Origin of the sequence: Brevundimonas pondensis, assembly GCF_017487345.1 — a bacterium.
Lineage (GTDB): Bacteria > Pseudomonadota > Alphaproteobacteria > Caulobacterales > Caulobacteraceae > Brevundimonas > Brevundimonas pondensis.
In genome coordinates this window covers 1,648,145-1,674,601 of sequence record NZ_CP062006.1, presented here as the reverse complement: position 1 = coordinate 1,674,601, position 26,457 = coordinate 1,648,145, and the positions used below count along the sequence as shown (strand labels likewise).

Below are 26,457 nucleotides of genomic sequence, written 5' to 3'. Positions count from 1 at the left end.
AGGACCACGAACGCGGTCCTGTCCGACTGATTGTTGTGCGTCATATAGGCTGACTGATGGCGGCGCGCCAAGGGACGCTGTAGGGACCCGGTCATGAGTCTCGTTGATCACGTCATCATTCATACCGACGGCGCCTGCAAGGGCAATCCGGGCCCTGGCGGCTGGGGCGCCATCCTGCAGACCGGCGGCGGTCACGAGAAGGAACTGTGGGGCGGCGAGCCCAACACGACCAACAATCGGATGGAGTTGATGGCCGCCATCGCCGCTCTGGAGGCCCTCAAGCGCCCCTGCCGCGTCGATCTGCACACCGACAGCAAATACGTCATGCAGGGCATCACCGAGTGGATCCGGGGCTGGAAGGCGCGCGGCTGGAAGACCGCGGACAAGAAGCCGGTCAAGAATGACGACCTGTGGCGCCGCCTGGATGAGGCCCGCAGCCGCCATGAGGTGAAATGGCACTGGGTGAAGGGGCACGCCGGCCACGTTCTGAACGAACGAGCCGACGCCCTGGCGAATCGTGGTGTCGAAGAAATGCGCCGCCGCTAAGGCCTCAGACGGCCCGAACGCGCAGGCGCGGACCGTCGACCGATTCCACCACAACGCTTTCACCCGCCAGCGGTCCGGCGCCCTCGATCTCTGCGGGCCATTCGGCGCCCGAGACGAAAACCCGACCGCGACCATCCACGAAGGCTTCGACAACCCGCGCCCGTTCGCCGACCAGGCGCAGGTCGCGGTCATTGATGTCAGGCTCGTCGTGAGGATTCACCCGCTTGATCAGGCGACGCGACAGAACCGTTGAGGCCACGGTCAGGGCTGCGAAGACGCCGATTTCGACCGGCAGACCCAGATTGGGCGCCAGCGCGGCGATCAGCGCCACCAAGCCGGCTGAGACAGCAGGCCACAACAGCCACTCTGTCGAAGCCGCCGCCTCAATGGCCAGCAGGACCACGCCCACCGCCAGCCACAGCCAGAAAGGCTGGGCGGCGTAGAGGTTCAGAAGCCAGTCCATGCCCTACTCCGTGGTCGGGACGGCGCCGCCGGGGCGACGCGGTGCGGGACGAGCCGGTGCGGCGGGCGCCGGCGCCGGGCGCGAAACGGCGCGCGTCTCGCTGCGGACCTGCTGCTGCTCCTTGGCCAGGCCCACCAGTTCGCCCAGACCGGCGATCGTGCCGACCAGGCCGCCCATCTCGGCGGGCACGATGACCGTTTTCTGCTGCGGGCTGCGGGCCAGCTCGGCAAAGGCTTCGACGTATTTCTGCGCCACGAAGTAGTTGATGGCGTTGACGTCGCCGCGCGCGATGGCTTCCGACACCATGGCCGTCGCCTTGGCTTCGGCCTCGGCTTCACGCTCGCGGGCCTCGGCGTCGCGGAAGGCGGCTTCGCGGCGGCCCTCGGCCTCCAGGATGGCCGCCTGCTTGGCGCCCTCGGCGCGGGCGATGGCGGCCTGCTTTTCACCGTCGGCCTCGGTGATGACAGCACGACGTTCGCGCTCGGCCTTCATCTGACGCGCCATGGCGTTGGTGATGTCGGTCGGCGGCGTCAGATCCTTGATCTCGATCCGGTTGGCCTTGACGCCCCACGGCTCGGTCGCGGCGTCGATGACGTGCAGCAGGCGGGTGTTGATGGCGTCGCGCTGCGACAGGACTTCGTCCAGCTCCATCGAGCCGACCACGGTGCGCAGATTGGTCATGCAGAGCTGGGCGATGGCGTAGGGCAGATCATCGACCCGATAGGCGGCGCGGGCGGCGTCCATCACCTGGATGAAGACGATGCCGTCCACCTTCACCATGGCGTTGTCCTTGGTGATGACTTCCTGGGTCGGGACATCCAGAACCTGCTCCATCATGTTCATGCGTTTGCCGATGCGCTCGACGAACGGGGTGAGGATGCTGATGCCCGGCTTCAGAGTCTTGGTGTACTTGCCGAACCGTTCCACCGTGAATTCACGGCCTTGCGGCACGATCTTGATGACGCTGAACAGGAAGATAATCGCGAAGGCCGCGAACATCACAAAGAAGATAAACGAAAAATCCATAAGCCCCTCCGGTTGAGGTCGCAGCTTAACGGTCGTCCTGCCCTCGCGCCACAGAATCCGGTTCACTGGCGATGACAAGGCCGTCAGCGCCCCTTCTCGCTCCATGGGCCGTCGCCATGGCGTGGGCATGACGAATAACGCGCCGCGTTTCGGACCAGTCGACCCGCTGCAGCGCTTCTTCAAGCGGGAAGAAGACCGCCTCGGCGGCGTCATCACCCGCCACCGGCTCGCCGCCGGTCCAGATCGCGGCGTAATCGATCAGGACATAGTGCCGCCCTACCTCGGGAAACAGACCGTCGACCACGTCGACCAGGCCGATCAACTTTGCCTCCACGCCTGTCTCCTCACGCAGTTCGCGCAGGGCCGCGTCCGCCAGCCGCTCGCCCGGCTCGATTCGTCCGCCAGGCAAGCTCCATTCGCCCCGACGCGGCGGCGTGCCGCGCCGGATCAGCAGGACCGCGTCGCCCTTCAGGCAGACCACGCCGACGGCCGGGACCGGAATCATGTTTTCTCCGCGAATTGACCGCCTGGAGGCAGGGTTTTGCGCTTCCACCACGCCACGCCTTTTGCCACAAGGCGGATATGACCCTCCCTACGCCCGCCGCCCTCGAAGACCTCAAGGCCGCCCTGCCCGGCGCCTGGACCACGGACGCCGACGACATGGCGCCCTGGCTGACCGAATGGCGGGGCCGCTGGAGCGGCGAAACCCCGATCCTGCTGCAGCCGCGCACGACCGAGGAGGTGGCCAAGGCCGTCGAGATCTGCGCCCGCCACGGCGTCGCCGTCGTGACCCAGGGCGGCGGCACGGGCCTGGTCGGCGGCCAGATTCCCTTCGGCGAGGTCCTTTTGTCCACGCGCAAGCTGCGGACAGTGCGCGACGTGACGCCGCTGGACGACGCCATGACTCTGGAGGCCGGCGTCACCCTGCTGGAGGCCCAGCAACTGGCCAGGGAGAAGAACCGCTTCTTCCCCCTCAGCCTGGCGGCCGAGGGCTCGGCCACCATCGGCGGCGTCATCTCGACCAATGCGGGCGGTACCGCCGTCCTGCGCTACGGCATGATGCGCGACCTGGTCCTGGGCATCGAGGCCGTTATGCCCGACGGTCAGGTGTTCAACGGGCTGAAGCGCCTGCGAAAAGACAATACCGGCTATGACCTGAAGCAGCTGTTCATCGGCGCCGAGGGCACCCTGGGCGTTGTCACGGCGGCGACGTTGAAACTGTTTCCCATCATGCGCAGCCGCGCCACGGCCATCGTCGGTCTGGACAGCCACCACGCCGCCGTCGCCCTGCTGGCCCGCGCCAAGGCCGAGACCGGCGGCGGGGTCGAAGCCTTCGAGCTGATGAAGCGCCTCGGCATGGCCCTGGTGCTCAAGAACATTCCCGACACGCGCGAGCCGCTGGAATCGACGCCGCCCTGGTATGTCCTGATCGAGCTGACCTCGGGCGAGCCCGGCGGCGCTGATTCGGCCATGGAGCGGCTGCTGACCGGCGCCTTCGAGGAGGGCCTGATCACCGACGCCGCCATCGCCCAGAGCGACGCCCAGAAGGCCGCCTTCTGGCGTCTGCGCGAAGAGCACTCGGCGGGTCTCAAGCCCGAGGGCGGCGGCTGGAAGCACGACGTCTCGGTCCCTGTCTCCCAAATCGCCGACTTCATCGACGAGGCCACGGCGGCGGTCGAGAGGTTCCACCCCGGTTGCCGGGTCTCGGTCTTCGGCCACGTCGGCGACGGCAACCTTCACTATGACGTGATCCCCGGCGTCGGCGAGGACGTGCCCGCCTTCATCGCCCGCTGGATGGAAGGCTCCGAAATCGTCCACGACATCGTCGCCCGCTACAACGGCTCCATCTCGGCGGAACACGGCCTGGGGCGGCTGAAAACCGAGGAAGCCCGCCGCTACAAGTCGTCGCTGGAGATCGCGACCATGCAGGCGATCCGTCAGGCCATCGACCCGCAACGGATCATGAATCCGGCGGTCCTCTTCTAGGCCCCACGACCGGATGTGACGCCGACGACGGTTCAAATCGTCACGGAAGCGGCCTATGAGGCCCGCTTCCCGATATTTCGGAGCCTGTGTCGCCTTGCTGATCGTCCTGTCCCCGGCCAAACGGCTGGACTTCACGCCCCCCGCCCTCGACGTGGCTTCGACCTCGCGTCGATGCGCCGACGAGACGGCGGAACTGGCGAAAGTCACCAAGAAGCTGAGCCGCGCCGACCTTCGCCGCCTGATGTCGATCTCCGACGCCCTGGCGGACCTGAACTACGAGCGTTTCCAGTCCTTCGACAATGAGACGACCGAGGGCGCACTGCAGGCCGTCTTCGCCTTCGCCGGCGACGTCTATGACGGTCTGGACGCCCGCTCCCTGGCCCCCGACGATCTGGCCTGGGCTCAGGATCACCTGCGTATCCTGTCGGGCTTCTACGGCCTGCTGCGTCCGCTCGACGCTATCCAGCCCTATCGTCTGGAAATGGGCATCCGCCTGAAGACCAGGCGCGGCGCCAACCTCTATGACTTCTGGGGCGAACGCATCTCTCTGCGCCTGAACGAGGACGCGGCGCCCCTGCCCGACCGCACCCTGGTCAATCTGGCCAGCCAGGAATACTTCGGCGCCGTCGACGCCAAGGCGCTGAAGCTGCCGCTGGTCACGCCTCACTTCAAGGAGCGAAAGGACGGCGAGGCCCGCATCATCTCCTTCTTCGCCAAGAAGGCGCGTGGCGCGATGGCCCGCTACGCCATCGAGAACCGCATCGAGAAGGCCGAAGATCTCAAGGCCTTCGACCGCGACGGTTACCGCTTCGACAAGGCGCTTTCGACCGAGGCGGACTGGATATTCATCAGGGAAGGAAATTCCTGATCGCCAGATTGAACGACTGCGGTTAGGCTGCGTTGCAGCATAGCTAATTCACGGGTTCTCTCCGCATGTTCGCCATGAACGATCTCAAGGGCCAGGTGGCCGTCGTCTCCGGCTCGACCTCGGGCATCGGCCTGGCTCTGGCGCGCGCCGTCGCGCAATGCGGCGGCGACGTGGTCCTGAACGGCTTGGGCGACCCCGCCGTCATCGAACAGACCCGCGCCGATCTGGCCGCCGAGACGGGCGTTCGCGTCCTCTACCACCCCGCCGACATGACCCAGCCGGATCAGATCGCCGACATGGTCGCTACCGCGCATCGCGAGTTGGGCCGCCTCGACATCCTGGTCAACAACGCCGGCATCCAGCATGTCGAAGCCGTCGAGAATTTTCCCGCCGATGCCTGGGAGAAGATCATCGCCATCAACCTGTCCTCGACCTTCTACGCCACCAAGGCGGCGATCCCGATCATGAAGGCGCAAGGCCGCGGTCGGATCGTCAACATCGCCTCGGCCCACGGCCTGGTCGCCAGCCCATTCAAGTCGGCCTATGTCGCCGCCAAGCATGGGGTGATCGGCTTCACCAAGACAGTGGCCCTGGAACTGGCGCAGGACAACATCACCTGCAACGCCATCTGCCCTGGCTTCGTCGAGACCCCCATCGTCGCCAAGCAGATCGAGGACCAGGCTCGCACGCGCGGCATGACGCCCGAGGACGTGATGAAGAACGTCATTCTCGGCTCGCAGCCGACCAAACGCTTCGTCACGACCGACGAACTGGCGGGCATCTTCCTCTATCTGGTGTCCGACCTCGGGGCCTCGGCCAACGGCTCGCACTACTCGGTTGACGGCGGCTGGACCGCGCAATAGCGGTCTGAACGAGGGCGGATGGATGGCCAAGTCGAAGTCACAGCCCGACCGCCATCCCATCTGTCTCGCGCTCCAGGGCGGCGGCTCGCACGGCGCCTTTCAGTGGGGCGTGCTGGATCGGCTGCTGGAGGCCGACATCCTCGACATTCGCGCCGTCACCGCCGCCTCGGCGGGGGCGATGAACGCTGCGGCTCTGATCACGGGACTGGAGCACGGCGGCGCCGAGGGCGCTCGCGCCGCGCTGGACAGGCTGTGGCGCGAGGTCAATCAGGCCGGCGGCCGCAACGTCTTTGGCGACAGCGCCATCTGGTCCAGGGCCCTGACGCCCGGCTGGCTCAAGGACACGCCCATGTGGAAGGCGGGCGAGACCCTGGCCATGTCCATGAGCCCCTATGCCTTCAACCCCTTCAACCTGAACCCGTTGAAGCGGGTGCTCGAAACCGTCGTTGATTTCGAGGCGGTGCGCGGTTCAGACATCCAGTTGATCGTCTCGACCACGGCGGTCCGCGCCGGTCGGTCGCGCCTGTTCAAGACGTCCGAGATCACCCCCGACGTCCTGCTGGCCTCGGCCTGCCTGCCCCACCTGTTCCATGCCGTCGAGATCGAGGGCGAGCCCTATTGGGATGGCGGCTACCTGGCCAACCCCGCGCTGTGGCCGCTGTTCTACGCTGATACGCCCGACGATATCCTGCTGCTGCCGCTGAACCCCTTCGTCCGCGACGAGGCCCCGCGCGAGGCGGGCGAGATCATGGACCGTCTGAACGAGATCCTGTTCAACGCGCCCCTGGTCGCAGAACTGCGCGCCGTCGCCTTCGTTCAGGACCTGATCGCCGAGGGTAAGCTCAGCCGCAACGAAGACCGCCACCGCGCCGTCCGTATGCACGCCATCGAGGTCGACGACTGGCTGGGCAGCCTGTCGCTGTCGACCAAGTTCGACACGGAATGGAGCTTCCTCAACGATCTGAAGTCGCGCGGTCGTCAGGCGGCGGAACAATGGCTGGAAACCTGCGCGTCGCAGGTCGGCAAAACCTCCAGCGTCGACCTGAAAGCTCGTTTCCTCTAGCCGACAAAACCCGCCGCACGACGCAGACGGTCATTGATCGCCTCGCCCAGGCCCTTGTGCGGGATAGGCGACACCGCGATGCCGGCGGGCCTGGTGCGGTCCGCCTCGCGCAGCAGCCGGAACAGATTAGCCGCCGCCTCGCGAAGGTCGCCGGTCGGGCTCAGGCTCCAGCGCGGCTCGCCTACGCCGGGGCCGAAGCCCAGCAGGATTTCGCCGTCGTTCGCCGCCTCGGCCTCGATCCGCACGGGGGCGTCAGGGGCGTAATGCAGGGCCAGGCGACCGGGAGAGCGATGTCCCTGCCCATTTTCGGCCAGCGGGCCGACCACGGCCTCGATCTCCTCGCGCGTCACCGAACCGGGACGCAGCAGGGCGACCTGCCCGTCCAGCACGGACACGACCGTGCTTTCCACGCCGACCGCGCAGGGCCCGCCGTCCACGGCGGCGCCGACCGACTGGCCGGTCTCTTCCATCGCGTCGTCAAAGGTGGTCGGGCTGGGCCGCCCTGAACGGTTGGCCGAGGGCGCCACCACGGCCCCGCCAAAGGCCGCGATCACCGCGCGCGCCCGTGGATGACCCGGCACGCGCACGGCCACGCTGTCCAAACCGGCGCGGGCCAGATCGCAGACCCGTTCGCGGTCGCGTACCGGCGCGACAATGGTCAGGGGGCCAGGCCAGAAGGCCTCGGCCAGGGCCCGTGCGCGGTCGTCAAAGACGGCGACCATCTCGGCGTCCAGCGCATTGGCGACGTGGGCGATCAAGGGGTTGAAGCGCGGTCTTCCCTTCGCCTCGAAGATGCGGGCCACCGCCTGCGGGTTCGCGGCGTCGGCCGCCAGGCCATACACCGTCTCGGTCGGCAGGATGACCAGCCGCCCGGTCTTCAGCGCCTCGGCGGCGATTTCGGGAGTGTCGCCCTTCATGGCCGGCGCGGGATCAGCGGAATCATACGGTGCAGCACATTGTCCCGGCTGATGAACTGATGCTTCAGCGCCCCCACGACGTGCAGGACGATCAGCCCATAGAGCAGCTTGGCTACAGCGCTGTGGACGTCCATGAACTGACCTGCCGCCTCGCGCCCGCCACCGACCGGCAGCAGGGGCCACTGGAACAGGCCGAACCAGCTGATCTCACGCCCGCTCGCCGAAGACGCCAACCATCCGGTCAAGGGCATGGCTAAAAGCACGACGTAGAAGGCGATCTGCGTCGTCCGCGCCAGAACCCGCTCCCACTTCGGCATCTCGACTGGCAGCGCGATCAACGGATTGGCCAGCCGCCAGCCGATTCGGCCCAGCGTCAGCACCAGAATGGTCAGGCCGACCGCCTTGTGCATCTGAACAAACTCGCGCGACAGCGGCCCCTCGGTCGCGTCATGCGCCATGATCAGCGCAACCTGGGCGACCACGGCCAGAGCGATGACCCAATGCAGGATCAGCGAGACGGTCGAATAGCGGTTCCGGGGTTCGGCCAAGGTCTTTCCTTCCGCGACGGCACTGAGGCAGAGAGTGGCGTGAACCGCAACCAAAGTCCAAGCGCCCTTGCATCAATGACCTCTCGGGCGTCAGAAGCATGTTGAAGATTCTGGAGACCGCCATGAGCTACCGCGCCCCCGTCCGTGACCTCGCCTTCGCCCTGGAAGCCGTCGCCGGCATTGATCAGGTCGCCGCTACCGGCGCTTTTGCTGACTACGACGCCGACGTCATGGGCGCAGTTCTGGAGGCCGCGGGCCAGTTCTCGGAGCAGGTCCTGGCCCCGCTGAACCGTCCCGGTGATCTGGCGGGCGCCAAGTACGCCAATGGCGCCGTCACCGCCGCCCCCGGTTTCGTGGATGCCTACAAGCAGTTCGCTGAAGGCGGCTGGACCGGCCTGACCGCTTCGGTCGAGGCCGGCGGCCAGGCCCTGCCCAAGGCGCTGGAACTGGCGGCCTATGAAACCGTCCACGCCGCCAACATGGCTTTCGGCCTGTGCCCCATGCTGTCGCTGGCCTCGATCGAGGCGCTGGAGCAGGTCGGCAACGAGCATCAGAAATCAACCTATCTGCCCAAGTTGGTCAGCGGCGAATGGACCGGCGCCATGGTGCTGACCGAGCCGCACGCCGGTTCGGATCTGGGCGCCCTGACCACCACGGCCACGCCGAACGGGGACGGGACCTATGCCCTGAACGGCCAGAAGATCTTCATCACCTGGGGCGACCACGACGCCACGGACAACATCGTCCACCTGGTGCTGGCCCGCCTGCCCGACGCCCCTGCGGGCCCCAAGGGTATCAGCCTGTTCCTGACGCCCAAGTTCGCCGTCAACGCCGACGGCTCGCTGGGCGAACGCAACGCCTTCCACCCGGTCGGGGTCGAGCACAAGCTGGGCATCCACGCCTCGCCCACCTGCGTCATGGCCTATGAAGGCGCCCGCGCCGAGCTGGTCGGCCGTCCGAACGAGGGCCTCGCCCATATGTTCGTGATGATGAACGCCGCCCGTCTGGCCGTCGGCGTCGAAGGTGTCGGCGTCGCCGAGCGCGCCTACCAGCATGCCCTGGCCTATGCGCTGGAGCGCCGTCAGGGCCGCAGCGTCTGGACCGGTGAGAAGAACGCCCCGATCTTCGACCACCCGGACGTACGCCGCACCCTGGGCGTCATGAAGGCCAAGATCGCCGCCGCCCGCGCCATCTGCCTGTCCACCGGCGTCGCTGCTGACCTGGCCAAGCACGCCGCCACCGAGGCCGACCGCAAGCTGTGGAAGGGCCGCGAAGACCTGTTCACCCCCATCGCCAAGGCCTGGTCCACCGACGTCGGCTGCGAGGTCGCTTCGCTGGGCGTTCAGGTCCACGGCGGTATGGGCTTCATCGAGGAGACCGGCGCGGCCCAATACTATCGCGACGCCCGCATCACCCCGATCTACGAGGGCACCAACGGCATCCAGGCCATGGACCTGGTCGGTCGCAAGCTGTCGATGGACGGTGGCGATTCCGCCAAGGCCCTGATCGCCGACATGAAGGCCACCCTGGCCCAGATCGACCGCCTCTTTGACGGCAAGCCGGTCGAGCGTTTCGCCACGGCCATCGAAGCCGTCGAGGACGCCACGCTGTGGCTGCTGGACCGCAAGGCCGCCGCTGACGGCGCCGCCGACGTTCTGGCCGGCGCCGACGCCTATCTGAAGCTGATGGGCGACGTGGTCGGCGGCTGGATGCTGGCCAAGGGCGCTCTGGCGGCCAAAGCCCGCCTCGACGCCGGCAATGGCGATCCCGCCTGGCTGCAAGGCAAGCTGGACCTCTATGAACTCTACGCCGCCAACGTGCTCGGCCATGTCTCCAGTCGTCTGGCCGGCGTGGGTCAGGGCGGTGAACTATTGCAAGGCCTGAGCGTCGAAGCTCTGGCGGGCTAACGAGCAACTGTCACCCCGGAAGGCGCCTGCGCCTATCCGGGGCCGCAGGGGCCGCTACGGGGCGAGCGACGCGGGCTGATCGAGCAGCGCGATCGCCTCACGCACATATTGGGCATGAGCGACGACGCCCAGTTCCAGTCCCTCGCCTCCGCCTTGAACCTCCTGCACCAGCACCCCGGCGATATAGGGGTGATCGGGCGTCGGCGCTCCCGGCAGGCGATCTACGGCGGGCGTCCAGAACACCGGCCCGCCCGAGTTGCCCTGCGAGACGGCGAAATCCAGCAGGAAGATCGGGAAGTGGCGGATGGGCGTCAGCGGCCAGGAGCTGATCCGACCCAGACGCAGGATCGGGAAGCCCGCCTTGTTGGCCGAAAGGCCGTGCGGATAGCCCAGCGCCATCAGTTCGTCACCCGGCCCGACGCGCCAGCGGTCGAAGGTGTTGTCATCGGCCAGCCAGCCCATTGGGATGGCGGCCTGAGCGAAGGCGTCGGGCGCGGTGATCTCCATCACCGCCACGTCGCGCTCGGGGTGCTGGGTCCACAGGGGAATCCCGGCCGCGTCGCGGATGGCGATAGGGCCCGGCGTGAACTTCCACGCCCCGTCCGCCTCGGGCGTGCGCCAGCCGATGCGCGCTTCGCTGCCCGGCATGACGTTGAAAACGTGGGCGGCGGTGACCAGCACCACGCGCGGCGTCCCGTCCGGCTTCGGCGCGGAAATCAGGAAGCCCGTGCCGACCTTGCGCGTGCTTGCGTCCAGGGGCTGGTCGAGCTGCACCGTGGCGTTGATCAGGCCGACCGTCAGGTCCCACGGGGCGGGCGTGACGACGGCGGGCGGTGCGGGCGGGACGTCCTGAGTGATCATTCCGCCATTTGACGCGGCCCGTTCACGCGCACAAGGTCCGCCCGAACCATTGGGGGAGCCTGCTTCATGAATCGCCGCGAACTGATCGCCTCGACCGCCGCCATCGGCCTGACTGCCGCCTCCCCCGCCCTCGCCCGTTCGACTACCGGAGCCTCGATGTCCCTGCCCCAACCGCCTGTCGCCAAGAAGGTCCCCGTCCGTATCGAACAGTTGGGCCGCGTCCGCACCGACGACTATCAGTGGATGAAGGACGACAACTGGCAGGCCGTGCTGCGCGATCCGTCGCTGATCAAGGCCGACGTCAAGGAACACCTGACAGCCGAGAACGCCTATCGCGAATCCGTCATGGCCTCGACCCTGCCGCTGCAGGCCGCGATGTTCGAGGAAATGAAGGGCCGCATCAAGGAAGACGACAGTTCCGTCCCCGCCGCCAACGGGGCCTGGGAGTATTTCACGGAGTACCGCACCGGCGAGCAGCACCCGCGCTACATGCGGGTTGAGCGCCAGGGTACCTGGATGATGGACGGCCAGCCGGTCACCAAGAACTTCATCAAGGCGCCGACGCCTCAGCTCCTGCTGAACTGCAATGCCCTGGCCGAGGGCAAGGCCTATTCGGAGGTCTCCTCTACCGAGCACAGCCCCGACCACGCCCTGTTCGCCTATGCCGAGGACGCCCAAGGTTCCGAGGTCTACAAGATCTACGTCAAGGATCTGGCGACCGGCGAGGTCCTGCCCAACCCCATCGAATCGGCGACCGAGAACTTCACCTTCTCGCCCGACAGCCAGTGGATCTTCTGGACCAACCGCGACGACAACGGTCGCCCGGACAAGATCTTCCGCCGCCCCGCGCGCGGCGGCGAGACCACCCTGGTCTATGAGGAAACCGACGACGGCATGTTCCAGAGCGTCGGCCGCACCTCGGACGACGCCTTCATCATCATCGGCATCGGCAACCAGGAAACCTCCGAAGGCCGCATCATTCCCGGTGCGACGCCCACGGCGACCCCGGTCGTGGTCGAGCCGCGTCACGAGGGCCGCCTCTATGATCTGGACCACTGGGGCGACCGCTGGGTGATCCGCACCAACGCCGACGACGCCATCGACTTCAAGGTGGTCCAGGCTCCGACCGCTTCCCCTGCCAAGGCGAACTGGAAAGACCTGATCCCGCATACGCCCGGTCGTTTCATCGAGGGCGTGGCCCTGGTGAAGGACTACCTGGGTCGTCAGGAGCGCGCCGACGCCAATACCAAGATCGTCATCCGCGACCGTTCGGGCGCCGAGCACGAGATCGCCGTGAACGAGCCTGCCTACGCCCTGTCTCTGGGCGGGGCGTCGGAGTTCGACACCACGGTCATGCGCTATGGCTACAACTCGCCGTCCACCCCGACCTCGACCTATGACTACGACCTGAAGACGCGCGAGCGGACCCTGCGCAAGGTTCAGGAAGTGCCCTCGGGCCACAATCCGGCGGACTATGTGGTCGAGCGGCTGAACGCCCCGGCCTCGGACGGCGAGTTGGTGCCGGTGACGGTGCTGCGTCGCAAGGACACGCCGGTCGACGGCTCGGCGCCCCTGCTGCTCTACGGCTACGGCTCCTACGGCATCCCCATGGCGGCCAGCTTTTCGACCAACCGGCTGTCGCTGGTGGACCGCGGCTTCATCTACGCCATCGCCCATATTCGCGGCGGCTCGGACAAGGGCTGGAACTGGTTCCTCAGCGCCCGGCGGATGACCAAAAAGAACACCTTCACTGACTTCGTCGCCGCCGCCGAGCACTTGATCGAGCGGAACTACGCCACGGCCGGCAAGATCGTGGCCCAGGGCGGCTCGGCCGGCGGCCTGCTGATGGGCGCGGTCACCAATATGCGGCCTGACCTGTGGGCCGGGGTGATCGGCAGCGTGCCCTTTGTGGACGTGATCAACACCATGTCGGACACAAGCCTGCCGCTCACCCCGCCGGAATGGCCCGAGTGGGGCAACCCGATCGAGGACGCCGCCGCTTACGACTACATGTACAGCTACAGCCCCTACGATCAGATCGAGCCCAGGCCCTATCCGGCCGTGCTGGCGACCGGCGGTCTGTCCGACCCGCGCGTCACCTATTGGGAGCCGGAGAAGTGGGTCGCCAAGCTGCGGCCCGCGACGACCTCCGGCAAACCGGTCTTGCTGAAGATCAACATGACGGCGGGGCACTTCAGTTCGTCGGGCCGTTTCGACTATCTGAAGGACGTCGCTCACGACTATGCCTTCGCCGTCTGGGCTATCGACAAGGGCTGGGAAAAGGCGTGATCGTTCGGCCGTTCACGGAAGCCGACGTGGCCGCCGTCACGGCCATCTACGCCGACAGCGTGCTGAACGGCACGGGGACCTTCGAGTTGGACGTCCCCTCTGCCGATGAGATGCGGGCGCGCCTGGCAGCGCCAGCGGCGCTGGGCCTGCCGGTGCTGGTCGCCGAGATCGACGGTCAGGTGGCGGGCTACGCCTACGCCGGCCCTTACCGCCTGCGCGCCGCCTATCGCTTCATGGTCGAGGACTCGATCTATGTGTCCGAGGCGTTTCGAGGACGGGGTGTCGGCAAGGCCTTGCTGGAGGCTCTGCTGAGCGCCTGCGAGGTCTTGGGCATGCGTCAGATGGTGGCGGTGATCGGCGACAGCGCCAACGACGGCTCCATCGCCCTGCACGCCGCCGCGGGGTTCGAGCGCGTAGGCGTCTTTCACGCCGCCGGATGGAAGTTCGACGCCTGGCGCGACGTCGTCTTCATGCAGAAGGCGCTCGGCCTCGGAGCAGCTGCCGCCCCCGATGCGCTCGGCCTGGATTGCGGGCGCTAGAAGCTGAATTCGCAGATAATTTCAGCAACCTCTCACATTGCGCTTGACCCCATCATGAGTCGCCCTTAATCCGCACTTCTCCTCCTCGCGGAGGGAAACGCGGGTGTAGCTCAGTTGGTTAGAGTGCCGGCCTGTCACGCCGGAGGTCGCGGGTTCGAGCCCCGTCACTCGCGCCATTCTCTTCAGCGAAGAGAATGGCGCACACCGCCTCTTCAATCCTGAAATCAGAAACGAACAGCGGTCCTTGGGCCGCTGCGCTTTTGCCTGCGCCCTGGGTCACGGCCTCTTTCGCGCGCCCGCTCCTCCATGAAAAAAGGGGAGAGCGACGCCGCCCTCCCCCCCTTCATTTCCGCGTCTCAACCGATCAGGTGATCGGCTTGACGTTGTCGTCCGAGTTGCGGTCGATCCAGCGGTTGTAGGGGTCGATCCCTGCAAAGGCCGGCTTCTGGTCCGTGACGAAGCGGAAGACCTGGGTTCCGCTGCGCAGGGGACGACGCTCCATCAGCATGACCGACTTCTGGTCAAACGCCCCCTTGCCCGGCTCGGCCGAGAACAGACCGACGTCGAAGGTTTCGCTCAACGGGGCTTCGGTCTCCTCGCCCTTGCCGTCGGCGTACAGCTTGCGGGCCTCGACCGTCAGGGCGACGTCCCACTTGCCGTCGGCGCGCTTGGTCGCCGTGACCGACTTGGTCTTCACGTCATACAGGGTGATCTTCTCGAATAGGTCGGTGATCAGGGCCTGCTTGTCCGCCGGAGCCTCGGCGCGCAGCGCTGCAACCAGGTCCAGCGAGCGCGGATAAGGCGCGGACTTGAAGGCGTACTGCGCCAGCACCCGACGCAGGGCGCGGTTCACCGCCTCCTCGCCGATCTGATCGCGCAGCAGGTACATGACCAGGCCGCCCTTCTGATAGTGGATGTACTGCTGGTTTTCGATGCGCAGCAGCGGCATCTCCTCCAGCCGCTCCATGCCGCGCGAGCGCAGGTAGCGATCCAGCTCATACTTGAGGAAGCGACGGATCTTGTCGGGTCCGTACAGCTTCTCCATCACCATCAGGGCTGAGTATTGCGCCAGGGATTCCGACAGAAGGGTCGAGCCCTGCTGGTCCGAACCGACCACCTGGTGCGCCCACCACTGGTGTCCGACCTCGTGGGCGGTGACATAGGTGACGTAGTCGATCTTCTCCTCGTCGGTCAGGTCGGCGATGAAGCCGAGGCCTTCCGAATAGGGCATGGTGTTGGCGAAGGCCTGGGCGAAGCTGGCGTAAGCCGGGAACTCGATGATCCGAGCCTGACGGAACTGGTACGGGCTGAAGGCCGTGCCGTAGTAGTCCAGCGACGCCTTCATCCCCGCCAGCATCCGCGCCACGTTCCGCTCGTGACCCTTGTGGTAATAGACGGCCAGTTCGATCGGGCCGTGCTGCTCCCTGGCCACCTGGTAGTCAGCCGACTGCACCGAGAAGAAGTTCAGCACAGGGGCCTCGGTGACAAAGCGGGCCGTGCGACGGCCATCCTTCGTCACATCCGACACCTTGTAGCCCGGCGCGATCGGCGTCTGATCGGCGACCGTGGTCACGGTGATGTCGGCGTTGACCCAGTCGGCGCCGATATAGTTGTGGCCCCGCGCGCTGACGTCCTCCAGTTTGGCCATGCGCAGCTCGGCCGGCAAGCCATGCTTACGGCGCTTGGAGCGATCGGACAGCAGGCCGTCGCGGCCCATGCCGATTGTCAGGCCGAACTCGCCATTGTTGACGAAGGTGCCATTGTCGACGATCCGCGTGGTGTCGCCGCTGTTCTTGAAGCCGCGCTGTTCCAGTACGGTCTCAAAGGCGATGGTGCGCTTCTCGCCCGGCTGCATGGGCGTGGCGAAGCGATAGATGCGGTACTCGAACTGAGGCCACTCCTTGGCCACGGTAGCCCCCTGAACGTCCAGTCTGACGATCTTCAGGTCGTCGTTCCAGCGCAGATGCACCTCATTGAGCGGCGCCCCGGTGCGGTTCTCGACGACATAGGTCCCCTTGGTCGTCAGGCGCGGCTGGTGCGGATAGAGGTCCAGGTCCAGCTTGACGTCGGTGATCGAAGGTTGAGGCGTCTTCTCGTACTTCAGCAGGGTCTTTTCATAGTCCGCCATCAGCTGCTCGCGTTGATCGCGGCTGCGATACTCGTTCCAGACGTTGGTGTTGATGAAGCTGAAAACGCCCAGAGCCACGAAAGCGGTCAGGGCGAGGCCTCCGATCACGCCCGCCGGTCCCATCAGGCGGCGCGGCAGTCGCTTCAGGCGCGGCAGGAAGCGCGTCTCCGCGCCCCGACGCCACAGGCCATAGGCGATGACCAGCAGGACAATGGCGAAGGCCGACCAATAGGCCTGCATCCAGGCGGCGTAGCCCGCGAACTTGCCCAGTCCGTTCATGTCTGACAGCGGCATGCCCGTCCCGGAACCATAGCGGTAGAGGATGTGGTCGAAGCCCATGTTGGACAGGACGATGGTCGAAATCAGATAGACCACCATGACGGCCCAACCGACGAACTTGTTCGGCGACAGCGACTGCACAAAGATGGCCAGCACCGCCATCAACGCGAAGCTGATTGCCTGAGGCGCCACGAACCAGAACAGGTACTTGCCGATCTCGTAGTTGGTGTAGCCCTTGATCGTCTGCACGATCATCCCGGCCAGCGAGGCCGCCAGCAGGGTCGACACCAGCACCAGGATCAGGGCCAGGGTCTTCGGCAGCAGGAAGGTCCAGTCAGGCGTGGCGGTCGAGTCGATGATCTCATGCGTGCGCCGCTCACGGTCACGCCAGACCAGCTCACCCGAATAATAGATGGCGATGATCAGGACGATCAGCCCAAACGAGCTGCCCAGCGTCTCGATCACCACGCGCGTCACTGGCAGGACCGGCGCGCCGTACATCTCGCCCGCGAACAACAGGACGGCGATGCCGAAAGCGAAGCCCAGGGCCAGCATGACGAAATAGGCCGGGCTCTTGAACACGGCCTTCATCTCGAAGACCGTTCGCGAGACCAGCTGAGCCCAACCGGCCTTGAAGCCATAGGTGGGCGACGCCAGGGGGGCGACAGGGGCGGCGGCGTCCGGCGAGGCCTCGGCCATCGCCTTCAGCTTCTCCTGCTTGCGTAGCTTCGATCCGCGCGGCGACGGGCGATAAAGGGGATAGGCGGCGGCCAGGAAGGCCAGGCTAACGCCCAGCCACAGCAGCTTATTGCCCAGCAGCAGGCCGGTCAGCGGCGCGTTGATCGTGTTGCGTTCGGCCGAGGTCCAGTACTTGGTCGCCAGACCATAGGCGCCGGCGCCGAAGGGCTCCAGCCAGGCCACCAGGGTCTCCAGCTCCGGCTTGGAGCCGAAGACCGAGGTTGTGGTCATGTAGAAGATGAAGACCCCGACAACGCCGACATAGGTCGCCATCATCGAACGGGTCACCGTCGCCAGGGTGAAGAAGACCGCCGAGCTGAACAGCAGCCCCGGCAGGCCCATGACGACGAAGCCATAGAGATAGTCCAGCGGACGGAACGGCCCGACCGTCTCCTTGTCCACCCACGGCATCAACGTGCCGATCAGGATGCCCAAAGCCACCGACAAGAAGGCCAGGGCCACGACAGCGAAGGCGCCGAGGAAGCGGCCGTATAGGTAGTCGAACTTCGACAACCGGCTGGACTGGATCATGGGGCCGAAGCCCGTCGTGGCGTCACGCACCACGACATTGGCGACGATGGCCGTCGTCGCCAGCATGAAGAACAGATTGAAGATCAGATGAGCCTGAGCAATGGCGAACGGCGCGTTCTTGAAGACATTGCCACCCGAGCCGACGCTGACGTTGGGGCTGGCGACCGAGCCGAAGCTCAGCAGGAAGAAGAGGATGGCGATAACCCAGAAGGCGGGCTGGCGAAGCTGATAGCGGAACTCGAAGGCCGCGACTTTCCCGAACATGATCCGGGCCTCAGGCAGCTTGAGCGACAGGACGGCGCGAGGCGGCCAGGGTCGAGAAGTAGACGTCCTCCAGACCCCCCGAGGCCGGCTCGAAGCCCTCGCCCGGCTTGGCGTCAGCCAGGACGTGGATCACCGTCTGACCGGCGAACAGGCGCGTCGAGATGACCTCGAAGCGGGCACGGTGCTCAGGCAGGGCCTCCTTGGCGATGGCCTTCTTCCAGACGCGACCGGACATCTGCTTCATCAGCTCCAGCGGCGCGCCCTCCAGCTGGATCTTGCCGCTCGCCAGCACCGCCATGCGCGGGCACAGGTCGGCCACGTCCTCGACGATATGGGTCGACAGGATGACCACCACGTTCTCGCCGATCTCGGCCAGGAGGTTGAGGAAGCGGTTGCGCTCCTCCGGGTCCAGGCCGGCGGTGGGCTCATCGACGATGATCAGGCGCGGATTGCCGATCAGGGCCTGAGCGATGCCGAAGCGCTGGCGCATCCCGCCCGAGAACCCGGCCAGGGCCTTCTTGCGGACGCTCCACAGATTGACCTGGTTCAGCAGGGCCTCGACCGTCTGCTTGCGTTCCTTGCCGTCGGCTATGCCCTTCAGCACCGCCATGTGATCCAGCATGTCGTAGGCCGAGACGCGCGGATAGACGCCGAAGTCCTGAGGCAGATAGCCCAGGGTGCGGCGCAGCAGCTCCGGCTGGCGGATCACGTCGATGTCGCCGAAGCGAATCTCGCCCGAGGTCGGGCTCTGCAGGGTGGCGATGGTCCGCATCAGCGTCGACTTGCCCGCCCCGTTCGGGCCCAGCAGGCCGAACATGCCGGTCGGAATCGTCAGGCTGACGTCGTCCAGAGCCCGTGTCCCATTGCCGTAGACATGGACCAGATTATTGATGGTCAGCATGAAGCGCCCCCGCGTGTAAAAGGTGCTTTACGCTGACGGATTCAACGCCTGCTCTTCAAGTTACAAATCGGACAGAAATGGCCGATCAGAGGTCATCCACGCGCTGTTCCGCCGCCTGGACCTCTTCCTTCATCCAGCGGACGAAGGCGCGGGCCGGCTCTGACACACCGCTGCGTCGCGTCAGGGCGTGATAGGCCATTTCGGTCGAGAAGGCGCCGTCCGCAAACGGAGCGACCAGCCGTCCCGACGCCAGGTCCTCCGCCACGAAGGCATAGGGGGCCAGAGCTACGCCTTGACCATGAGCCGCGGCTTCGATGGCCAGGGCCGTCTGGTCAAAACGAGGACCAGCTGCAGCGTCCACCTTGTCCACGCCCTTGGCCTTCAGCCAAGCCGCCCAATCCGGACGGGGCTCTTCCAGTTCACCGGCGCGCAGGTGGATCAGGACATGCTTCGCCAGGTCCGCCGGGCGTTTCAACGCCTTGGGCCCCGTCAGCAGGACCGGGCTGCACACCGGGATTACGTCGGCCGACAACAGACGCTCGGACCGCACGCCCGTGTAATCGCCACGTCCATATCGGACCGCCACGTCCACCCGCCCGCCGCCGACATCGGCCAGCCGCATGTCCGCCGACATCCAGACCTCGACCTCGGGGTGGGCCGCCGCGAACCGGGCGATGCGCGGGGCCAGCCACTTGGCGGCGAAGGACGGCGGCACGCTGACCGCCAAGGCATGACGGCGGTCCGGGCGGTACAATAGATCCCCTGCCCGTTTCAGATAGTCGAAGCCGTCGTGCAGCAGCGGATAGAGCTCGGCCCCCAAGTCGGTCAGGGCGATCTGACGTCCCTCGCGGTGGAACAGGGGCGCGCCAGCGTGCTCCTCCAGAATGCGGATCTGCTGGCTGATGGCGCCGGGCGTTACCGATAACTCTTCGGCGGCGCGGGTGATGTTCAGGCGACGGGCTGCGGCTTCGAAGGCCTTCAGCGCGTTCAGCGGCGGAATGCGGCTGTCGACTGATGCGTCCTTCTTGCGGCTCATCGGCTCAGCCACTCCGGCGTCGGCAGGCCCCGTGCCGTCAGGAAGGCCGGATCATAGACCTTGCTGGCATAGCGCTGGCCCGCGTCGCACAGGACGGTGACGATGGTCTTGCCCGGTCCCAGATCGCGCGCCATGCGGATGGCGCCGGCGATATTGACCCCGCTGGACGGCCCCAGCGACAGACCCTCGTGTTTCACCAGATCGAACAGGATGGGCAGGAATTCTGCGTCTTCGATCCGATAGGGATGATCGACCGCCAGCCCCTCGAGATTGCCGGTGATGCGGTTGACGCCGATGCCTTCGGTGATCGAGGAGCCCTCGCCCGCGAGCTTGCCCTCGGTGAACCAGCTGTAGAGGGCGGCGCCCGGCACATCGGCCAGACCGATGCGGACTTCGGGTTTCTGTTCTCGCAGATAGGCAGCGCACCCGGCCAGGGTCCCGCCCGAACCGACGGCACAGATGAAACCGTCGATCTCGCCGTCCGTCTGTTTCCAGATCTCGGGTGCAGTAGCTTCGTAGTGGGCTTCGCGATTGGCCAGGTTGTCGAACTGATCGGCGTAGAAGGCGCCGTTCGGCTCGCTCTCGTTCAGTTCCTCGGCCAGACGGCGGGAATAGGCGACGAAATGGTTGGGGCTGGCGAAGGGCGCGGGATCGACCTCGATCAGACGCGCGCCGTGCAGGCGAACCGCCCGCTTCTTCTCGTCCGTCTGGCTGCGCGGCATGACAATGACGACCGGGTGGCCCAGCGCCGCCCCGACCAAGGCCAGGCCGATGCCGGTATTGCCCGCTGTGCCCTCGACGATGACGCCACCGGGCTTCAGCGCGCCCGAGGCGCGCGCTTTTCTGATGATGCTGAGCGCCGCCCGATCCTTGATCGAACCGCCGACATTCATGAACTCGGCCTTGCCGAGGATTTCGCAGCCCGTCAGCTCCGACGCGCGTTTGAGGCGCACCAGAGGCGTATTGCCGATCAGGCCGAGAACATCAGGCGCGACGATCATGGAACTTCCGAACCGTGGAGAGGGAGCGCCCCTCTTAGCCACAGTTCAGATTTTCTAACAACCGGATCAGATGTGGATCACGCGTCCGTAGGCGTCCAGAGCCGCCTCGTGCATGGCCTCGGACATGGTCGGGTGCGGATAGACGATGCCGTGGATGTCTTCTTCCGTCGCTTCCATGGTGATGGCGGTGACATAGCCCTGGATCATCTCGGTCACTTCGTGGCCGATCATGTGGGCCCCGATCAGGGCGCCGGTCCTGGCGTCGAAGATGACCTTGACGAAGCCGTCGATCTCGCCGGCCGCAACCGCCTTGCCGTTCACGCGGAACGGGAAGCGGCCGATCTTGACCTCGCGCTTCTCGGCGCGGGCGCCCTGCTCGGTGATGCCGACCGAGGCGACCTGCGGCTGGGCGTAAGTGCAGCCGGCGATGGGCGAATGGACGTTCGGCGTCTTGTAGGCGGCGATGTGCTCGGCGGCGTGGATGCCTTCGTGGCTGGCCTTGTGCGCCAGCCAGGGCGCGCCGGCGCAGTCGCCGATCGCGTACAAACCCTTGACGTTGGTCTGGCAGTGGCTGTCGGTCTTGATGTGGCCGCGGTCCAGTTCGACGCCCAGCGCCTCCAGACCGATGCCGTCGGTGTTGGCGGTGATGCCGACGGCGGAGATGCAGACCTCGGCCTCCAGGGTCTCGGCCTTGCCGTTCACTTCAACATCGACCTTCACGCCTTTGGAATCCTTGGAGACCTTGGTCACCTTGGCGCCGACCTTGAACTTGATGCCGCGCTTCTCGAAGGACTTCTGCGCGGCCTTGGAGACCTCTTCGTCCTCCACCGGCATGATGCGATCCACGGCTTCCACCACGGTCACTTCAGCGCCCAGGGCGCGATAGAAGCTGGCGAACTCGATGCCGATGGCGCCCGAGCCGATGACGACGAAGGTCTTGGGCAGCTTCTTTGGGGCCAGGGCGTCGCGATAGGCCCAGATCTTGTCGCCGTCCGCTTCCAGACCGATCTGCGGCAGGGCGCGGGCGCGGGCGCCGACGGCCAGCATGACGGTCTTGGCTTCGATGGCGCGCGTGCCGCCGGCCTTCAGCGCCACGACGACCTTGGGAGCCGCTGCGCCCTTTTCGAGCGTGGCCGAGCCCTCGATCACCTCGATCTTGTTCTTCTTCATCAGGAAGCCGATGCCCTTGTTCATCGTCGCCGCCACCCCGCGCGAGCGCTGGATGATGGCGTCGAAGTCAAAGGACGCGCCCGAGGCGGACAGGCCGTATTCCTTGAGGTGGCTCAGGCTCTCGAACTTCTCGCCCGACTTCAGCAGGGCCTTGGTCGGGATGCAGCCCCAGTTCAGGCAGATGCCGCCCAGGTTCTCGCGCTCGATGATGGCGACCTTCAGGCCCAACTGGCTGGCGCGGATAGCCGCGACGTAGCCGCCGGGGCCCGAACCGATGACGACGAGATCGAATTCAGCAGCCATGGTCAGATCAACTTCTCGATGTCGGCCTTGATGGCCGCGGGTTCAGTCTGGGGCGAATAGCGCGCGACGACGCGGCCTTCGCGGTCGGTCAGGAACTTGGTGAAGTTCCACTTGATGTTCTGGGAGCCAAAGAAGCCGCGCTTCTGCCGGGTCAGCCAGGCATAGAGCGGGTGCCGGTTCGGCCCATTGACCTCGACCTTGTCGAACAAGGGGAAGGTCACGTCGAAGCTGGTGGCGCAGAAGGCGGCGATTTCCGCCGCCCTGCCCGGCTCCTGCTGGCCGAACTGGTTGCAGGGAAAACCCAGAACCTCGAACGGCGCATCGGCGAAGTCGCGGTGCAGCTTCTCCAGCCCGTCATACTGACCGGTGAAGCCGCATTTGGACGCCGTATTGACGATCAGCAGCGCCTGCCCGCGAAAGCGGTCCAGCGTCACGTCCGTGCCGTCGATGGCCCGGGCGGAGAAGTCATAGACCGAGGTCATGACTTCCTCTCCCCTAGGCCAGCATCGCCACGGGATCTTCGATCAGCGGCTTGAACGCCTGCAGGAAGCGGGCGCCCGTCGCGCCGTCGACCACCCGGTGATCGCAGGTCAGGGTCACGGTCATGACCGTGGCCACGCCCAGTTGCCCGTCCTTGACGACAGCTCGTTGCTCGCCGGCGCCCACGCTCATGATGCAGCCCTGCGGCTCATTAATGATCGAGCTGAACGACTTGATGCCGAACATGCCCAGGTTGGACACCGAGAAGGTGCCGCCCTGGAACTCTTCGGGCTTCAGTTTGCGTTCGCGGGCGCGCTTGGCCAGGTCCTTGGACTCGGTCGCGATCTGGGCCAGGCCCTTGGTCTCGGCCTTCTTGATGATCGGGGTGATCAGGCCGCCGTCGATCGCCACCGCCATCGAGACGTCGGCGTTGTGGTGCATGGCGATGCCTTCGGGGGTGTAGGAGGCGTTCGCCTCCGGCACCATCTTCAGGGCCAGAGCGGCGGCCTTGATGACGAAGTCGTTCACCGAGACCTTGATGCCCTGCGGCTCCAGCATCTTGTTCACCTTCGCGCGGACGGCCATCAGCTGGTCGATCTCGACGTCGATGAAGAGCGGGAAGTGTGGAACGTTCTGGATGCTGTCGACCATGCGACGCGCCACGGCCTTCTTCATCCCGTCCAGCGGGATCAGGTCGTAGCTGCCGTCCGGGATGCCCATCTGGGCCAGCGACTGAACCTGACGCGGGGCGATGCCCGGGGTCGCAGCGGCGGTCGCCGTCGAGGCGGCGGGTTGAGCAGCGCCCTTCGGCGCGCCCTCGACGTCGCGCTTGACGATACGGCCATGCGGGCCGGTGCCCTTGATCGACTTCAGATCGACGCCGTTCTGGGCGGCGATGCGACGGGCCAGGGGCGAAGCGAAGATACGTTCGCCGCTATCCGACTTCGGCGCCGCCGGAGCCGGGACAACAGGCGCCGCAGCCTTCGACGCTTCAGCCTTGACCGGAGCAGCTTCAACCTTCGGAGTTTCTGCCTTGGAGGCAGGCGCAGCGGCGCCGCCCTCGTCCTTCAGGCGGGCGATAGGGGTGTTGACCTTCACGCCTTCGGTGCCTTCGGCGACCAGGATGTCGGTGACTTCACCCTCATCGACGGCTTCGACTTCCATCGTCGCCTTGTCGGTTTCGATCTCGGCGATGACGTCGCCGGCGGAGACGACGTCCCCGACCTTGACGTGCCATTTGGCCAGGACGCCCTCTTCCATCGTGGGCGACAGGGCGGGCATCAGGATGTCGGTCATGCCATCACCTGCTTCACGGCCGCGATGATCTTGTCCACACCGGGCAACGACAGGGCTTCCAGGTTGGCGGCATAGGGCAGCGGCACATCTTCCTGGTGCACGCGCAGCGGCGGAGCGTCCAGGTAATCGAAGGCGTGTTCGATCACGCGAGCCACGACCTCGGCGCCGACGCCCATTGGGCCCCAGCCCTCTTCGGCCGAGACCAGGCGGCTGGTCTTCTTGACACTCTCGACGATGGTTTCGTGATCCAGCGGACGCAGGGTGCGCAGGTCCACGACCTCGGCCGAGATGCCTTCCTCGGCCAGCTTCTCGGCGGCTTGAAGGGCGAAGCCGACCATGCGGCTGTGCGCCGTGATGGTGACGTCCGTGCCTTCGCGACGAACCTTGGCCTTGCCGATCGGCACGACATAGTCCTCGACGTCCGGCACGTCGAACTCGGTGCCGTACATCATCTCGTGTTCGAGGAAGACGATCGGGTTCGGATCGCGGATGGCGGCTTTCAACAAGCCCTTGGCGTCAGCCGCATCATAGGGCGCGATGACCTTCAGACCCGGAACCTGGGCATACCAGGCGGAATAGTCCTGGCTGTGCTGAGCGCCGACGCGGCTGGCGGCGCCGTTGGGGCCACGGAAAACGATGTCCGCACGGATCTGACCGCCCGACATGTACAAGGTCTTGGCCGCCGAGTTGATCACGTGGTCGATGGCCTGCATGCCGAAGTTCCACGTCATGAACTCGACGATGGGCTTCAGGCCCGCCATGGCGGCGCCAACGCCGAGACCGGCGAAACCGTGCTCGGTGATCGGGGTGTCGACGACGCGACGGTCGCCGAACTCCTGCAGCAGGTCGCGGCTGACCTTGTAGGCGCCCTGATACTGGGCGACTTCCTCGCCCATCAGGAAGACGCGGTCGTCGCGACGCATTTCCTCGGCCATGGCGTCGCGCAGGGCGTCGCGGATGGTCGTCTTGACCAGCTTGGCGTCGGCGGGGATTTCCGGGTCGCGCAGTTCCGTCTTGGGCGCAGCCGAAACGGCAGCGGCGACCGGTGCGGCGGCAGGCGCGGCCTCGGCCTTGGGCGCAGGCGCAGGAGCCGCGTCCTCACCAGCCAGACGTGCGATCGGCGTATTGACCTTCACGTTCTCGGAGCCTTCCGGCACCAGGATTTCCAGCACTTCGCCTTCATCGACGGCTTCGACTTCCATCGTCGCCTTGTCGGTTTCGATCTCGGCAATCACCTGGCCGGCCGACACGGTGTCGCCTGCCTTGATGTGCCACTTGGTCAGCGTGCCCTCTTCCATCGTGGGGGACAGCGCCGGCATCAGAATGTCGGTCACGGATCAGGCCTCCACGTAGACGTCAGTATAGAGCTCGGACGGATCCGGCTCAGGGCTTTCCTGTGCGAACTGCACGGCTTCGGCGACGATGGCCTTCACCTCGTTGTCGATGGCCTTCAGCTCTTCCTCGGTCGCCTTGGCGGCGGCGAGCAGCATCTTCAGGTGGTCGATCGGGTCACGGGTCTTCTTGACCTCGTCGACCTCTTCCTTGGTGCGGTACTTGGCCGGGTCCGACATGGAGTGGCCGCGATAGCGGTAGGTCTTCACCTCGAGGATATAGGGACCTTCGCCGGCGCGGGCGCGGGCTACGGCGCGGGCGGTGGCGTCACGCACAGCCAGGACATCCATGCCATCGACCTGCTCGCCCGGAATGCCGAAGCTGGCGCCGCGCATGAACAGTTCAGTCGTGGACGACGAGCGTTCGATGCTCGTGCCCATGGCGTACTGGTTGTTCTCGATGATGTAGATGGCTGGCAGCTTCCACAGCTGGGCCATGTTGAAGCTCTCGTAGACCTGACCCTGGTTCGAGGCGCCGTCGCCGAAATAGACGAAGGCCACCGAGTCATCGCCGCGATACTTGCCGGCGAAGGCCAGGCCGGTGCCCAGCGCCACCTGGGCGCCGACGATGCCGTGGCCGCCGTAGAAGCCGGTCGGCACGTCGAACATGTGCATCGAGCCGCCCTTGCCCTTGGACGAACCGCCGATGCGACCGGTCAGTTCGGCCATGACGGCGTTCGGGTCCATGCCGGCGGCCAGCATGTGGCCGTGGTCGCGGTAGCCGGTGATGATCTTGTCGTGGCCCTGCTTGACGCTCTCCTGAACGCCCACCGCCACGGCTTCCTGGCCGATGTACAGGTGGCAGAAGCCGCCGATCAGGCCCATGCCGTAAAGCTGGCCTGCGCGCTCCTCGAAGCGGCGAATGAGGACCATCTCTCGGTAAAAGCGCAGCAGGTCTTCTTTCGAAGCCTGAGGCGTATTCGGAATCTTGGTATCGCCCGTGCTGGACGAGGATTTCTGAGCGGCGGCTTTCGCCATCCGGCATCTCCCGGCTGCGCCCCGATTGTCAGGGACTCTTATCGTTACGGAAAGGGGCTTTAGCAGCCTTCGTTCCCGAAACGCA

The 26,457-nt window shown here is 66.0% G+C and carries 23 protein-coding genes and 1 tRNA gene; 9 read left to right on the top strand and 15 right to left on the bottom strand.

The features are described from left to right. Positions 1 to 93 precede the first annotated feature (93 nt). Positions 94 to 546, top strand: coding sequence for a ribonuclease HI (gene rnhA, locus IFE19_RS08345; RefSeq protein WP_105563495.1), 453 nt, complete (start codon positions 94 to 96; stop codon positions 544 to 546). Between the two features lie 4 nt (positions 547 to 550). On the opposite strand, the gene IFE19_RS08340 is transcribed toward rnhA, so the two are convergent. From IFE19_RS08340 to IFE19_RS08330, 3 genes are read right to left on the bottom strand one after another with little or no spacing between them, the layout of a single operon-like run. Next, complete coding sequence (locus IFE19_RS08340) at positions 551 to 1,009, bottom strand: NfeD family protein (protein ID WP_207827172.1); 459 nt, start codon at positions 1,007 to 1,009, stop codon at positions 551 to 553. 3 nt (positions 1,010 to 1,012) lie between these two features. Continuing rightward, the gene (locus IFE19_RS08335; RefSeq protein WP_207827171.1) at positions 1,013 to 2,035 is read right to left on the bottom strand and encodes an SPFH domain-containing protein; all 1,023 of its coding nucleotides are present in this window, start codon (positions 2,033 to 2,035) and stop codon (positions 1,013 to 1,015) included. Positions 2,036 to 2,060: 25 nt separating this feature from the next. Beyond that, positions 2,061 to 2,540, bottom strand: coding sequence for an NUDIX hydrolase (locus IFE19_RS08330; RefSeq protein ID WP_207827170.1), 480 nt, complete (start codon positions 2,538 to 2,540; stop codon positions 2,061 to 2,063). Positions 2,541 to 2,617: 77 nt separating this feature from the next. On the opposite strand from IFE19_RS08330, the gene IFE19_RS08325 reads away from it, so the two are divergent. The 4 genes from IFE19_RS08325 (at position 2,618) to IFE19_RS08310 (ending at position 6,815) form a co-directional block, all read left to right on the top strand. Continuing rightward, the gene (locus IFE19_RS08325) at positions 2,618 to 4,021 is read left to right on the top strand and encodes an FAD-binding oxidoreductase (RefSeq protein WP_207827167.1); all 1,404 of its coding nucleotides are present in this window, start codon (positions 2,618 to 2,620) and stop codon (positions 4,019 to 4,021) included. 94 nt (positions 4,022 to 4,115) lie between these two features. Beyond that, on the top strand, positions 4,116 to 4,889 hold the full coding sequence (yaaA, locus tag IFE19_RS08320) for a peroxide stress protein YaaA (RefSeq protein WP_207827490.1): 774 nt from the start codon (positions 4,116 to 4,118) through the stop codon (positions 4,887 to 4,889). A 65-nt stretch (positions 4,890 to 4,954) separates the two neighbouring features. Continuing rightward, on the top strand, positions 4,955 to 5,752 hold the full coding sequence (locus tag IFE19_RS08315; protein ID WP_207827165.1) for a 3-hydroxybutyrate dehydrogenase: 798 nt from the start codon (positions 4,955 to 4,957) through the stop codon (positions 5,750 to 5,752). Between the two features lie 22 nt (positions 5,753 to 5,774). Then, on the top strand, positions 5,775 to 6,815 hold the full coding sequence (locus IFE19_RS08310) for a patatin-like phospholipase family protein (protein ID WP_207827164.1): 1,041 nt from the start codon (positions 5,775 to 5,777) through the stop codon (positions 6,813 to 6,815). On the opposite strand, the gene IFE19_RS08305 is transcribed toward IFE19_RS08310, so the two are convergent. Together IFE19_RS08305 and IFE19_RS08300 are read right to left on the bottom strand one after the other, a co-directional pair. Further along, positions 6,812 to 7,732, bottom strand: a complete 921-nt coding sequence (locus tag IFE19_RS08305; RefSeq protein ID WP_207827163.1) for an L-threonylcarbamoyladenylate synthase — start codon at positions 7,730 to 7,732, stop codon at positions 6,812 to 6,814. The two genes, IFE19_RS08310 and IFE19_RS08305, sit on opposite strands and share 4 nt — an antisense overlap. Beyond that, on the bottom strand, positions 7,729 to 8,280 hold the full coding sequence (locus IFE19_RS08300) for a cytochrome b (protein ID WP_207827162.1): 552 nt from the start codon (positions 8,278 to 8,280) through the stop codon (positions 7,729 to 7,731). The genes IFE19_RS08305 and IFE19_RS08300 overlap by 4 nt, the downstream gene beginning before the upstream one ends. A gap of 122 nt (positions 8,281 to 8,402) precedes the next feature. Between IFE19_RS08300 and IFE19_RS08295 the strand changes: the two genes are divergently transcribed. Then, entirely contained in the window at positions 8,403 to 10,187 is a 1,785-nt protein-coding gene (locus IFE19_RS08295; protein WP_207827487.1) for an acyl-CoA dehydrogenase, read from the top strand. Between the two features lie 54 nt (positions 10,188 to 10,241). Here the strand turns inward: IFE19_RS08295 and IFE19_RS08290 are convergent, their stop codons facing one another. Then, positions 10,242 to 11,048, bottom strand: a complete 807-nt coding sequence (locus IFE19_RS08290; protein WP_207827161.1) for a trypsin-like serine peptidase — start codon at positions 11,046 to 11,048, stop codon at positions 10,242 to 10,244. Positions 11,049 to 11,114: 66 nt separating this feature from the next. On the opposite strand from IFE19_RS08290, the gene IFE19_RS08285 reads away from it, so the two are divergent. From IFE19_RS08285 to IFE19_RS08275, 3 genes are all read left to right on the top strand, one after another. Continuing rightward, on the top strand, positions 11,115 to 13,337 hold the full coding sequence (locus IFE19_RS08285; protein WP_207827160.1) for a S9 family peptidase: 2,223 nt from the start codon (positions 11,115 to 11,117) through the stop codon (positions 13,335 to 13,337). Further along, entirely contained in the window at positions 13,334 to 13,876 is a 543-nt protein-coding gene (locus IFE19_RS08280) for a GNAT family N-acetyltransferase (RefSeq protein WP_207827159.1), read from the top strand. The genes IFE19_RS08285 and IFE19_RS08280 overlap by 4 nt, the downstream gene beginning before the upstream one ends. A gap of 99 nt (positions 13,877 to 13,975) precedes the next feature. After that, positions 13,976 to 14,052, top strand: a tRNA-Asp gene (locus IFE19_RS08275). 188 nt (positions 14,053 to 14,240) lie between these two features. Here IFE19_RS08275 and IFE19_RS08270 read toward each other — a convergent pair. From IFE19_RS08270 to pdhA, 9 genes are all read right to left on the bottom strand, one after another. After that, positions 14,241 to 17,816, bottom strand: a complete 3,576-nt coding sequence (locus IFE19_RS08270) for an ABC transporter permease/M1 family aminopeptidase (RefSeq protein WP_207827158.1) — start codon at positions 17,814 to 17,816, stop codon at positions 14,241 to 14,243. A 10-nt stretch (positions 17,817 to 17,826) separates the two neighbouring features. Further along, the gene (locus IFE19_RS08265) at positions 17,827 to 18,717 is read right to left on the bottom strand and encodes an ABC transporter ATP-binding protein (RefSeq protein WP_207827156.1); all 891 of its coding nucleotides are present in this window, start codon (positions 18,715 to 18,717) and stop codon (positions 17,827 to 17,829) included. Positions 18,718 to 18,802: 85 nt separating this feature from the next. Beyond that, entirely contained in the window at positions 18,803 to 19,753 is a 951-nt protein-coding gene (gene gcvA, locus IFE19_RS08260) for a transcriptional regulator GcvA (protein WP_207827154.1), read from the bottom strand. Next, positions 19,750 to 20,754, bottom strand: a complete 1,005-nt coding sequence (locus IFE19_RS08255) for a cysteine synthase A (RefSeq protein ID WP_207827152.1) — start codon at positions 20,752 to 20,754, stop codon at positions 19,750 to 19,752. Before IFE19_RS08255 ends, gcvA begins: the two co-directional genes overlap by 4 nt. A 66-nt stretch (positions 20,755 to 20,820) precedes the next feature. Further along, entirely contained in the window at positions 20,821 to 22,227 is a 1,407-nt protein-coding gene (gene lpdA, locus IFE19_RS08250) for a dihydrolipoyl dehydrogenase (RefSeq protein ID WP_207827150.1), read from the bottom strand. Between the two features lie 2 nt (positions 22,228 to 22,229). Continuing rightward, on the bottom strand, positions 22,230 to 22,709 hold the full coding sequence (locus IFE19_RS08245) for a glutathione peroxidase (RefSeq protein ID WP_207827148.1): 480 nt from the start codon (positions 22,707 to 22,709) through the stop codon (positions 22,230 to 22,232). A gap of 13 nt (positions 22,710 to 22,722) precedes the next feature. Further along, complete coding sequence (locus tag IFE19_RS08240; RefSeq protein ID WP_207827146.1) at positions 22,723 to 24,003, bottom strand: pyruvate dehydrogenase complex dihydrolipoamide acetyltransferase; 1,281 nt, start codon at positions 24,001 to 24,003, stop codon at positions 22,723 to 22,725. Further along, positions 24,000 to 25,337, bottom strand: a complete 1,338-nt coding sequence (locus tag IFE19_RS08235; RefSeq protein WP_207827144.1) for a pyruvate dehydrogenase complex E1 component subunit beta — start codon at positions 25,335 to 25,337, stop codon at positions 24,000 to 24,002. Before IFE19_RS08235 ends, IFE19_RS08240 begins: the two co-directional genes overlap by 4 nt. Positions 25,338 to 25,340: 3 nt before the next feature. Then, on the bottom strand, positions 25,341 to 26,372 hold the full coding sequence (gene pdhA, locus IFE19_RS08230; RefSeq protein WP_207827142.1) for a pyruvate dehydrogenase (acetyl-transferring) E1 component subunit alpha: 1,032 nt from the start codon (positions 26,370 to 26,372) through the stop codon (positions 25,341 to 25,343). Positions 26,373 to 26,457 lie beyond the last annotated feature (85 nt).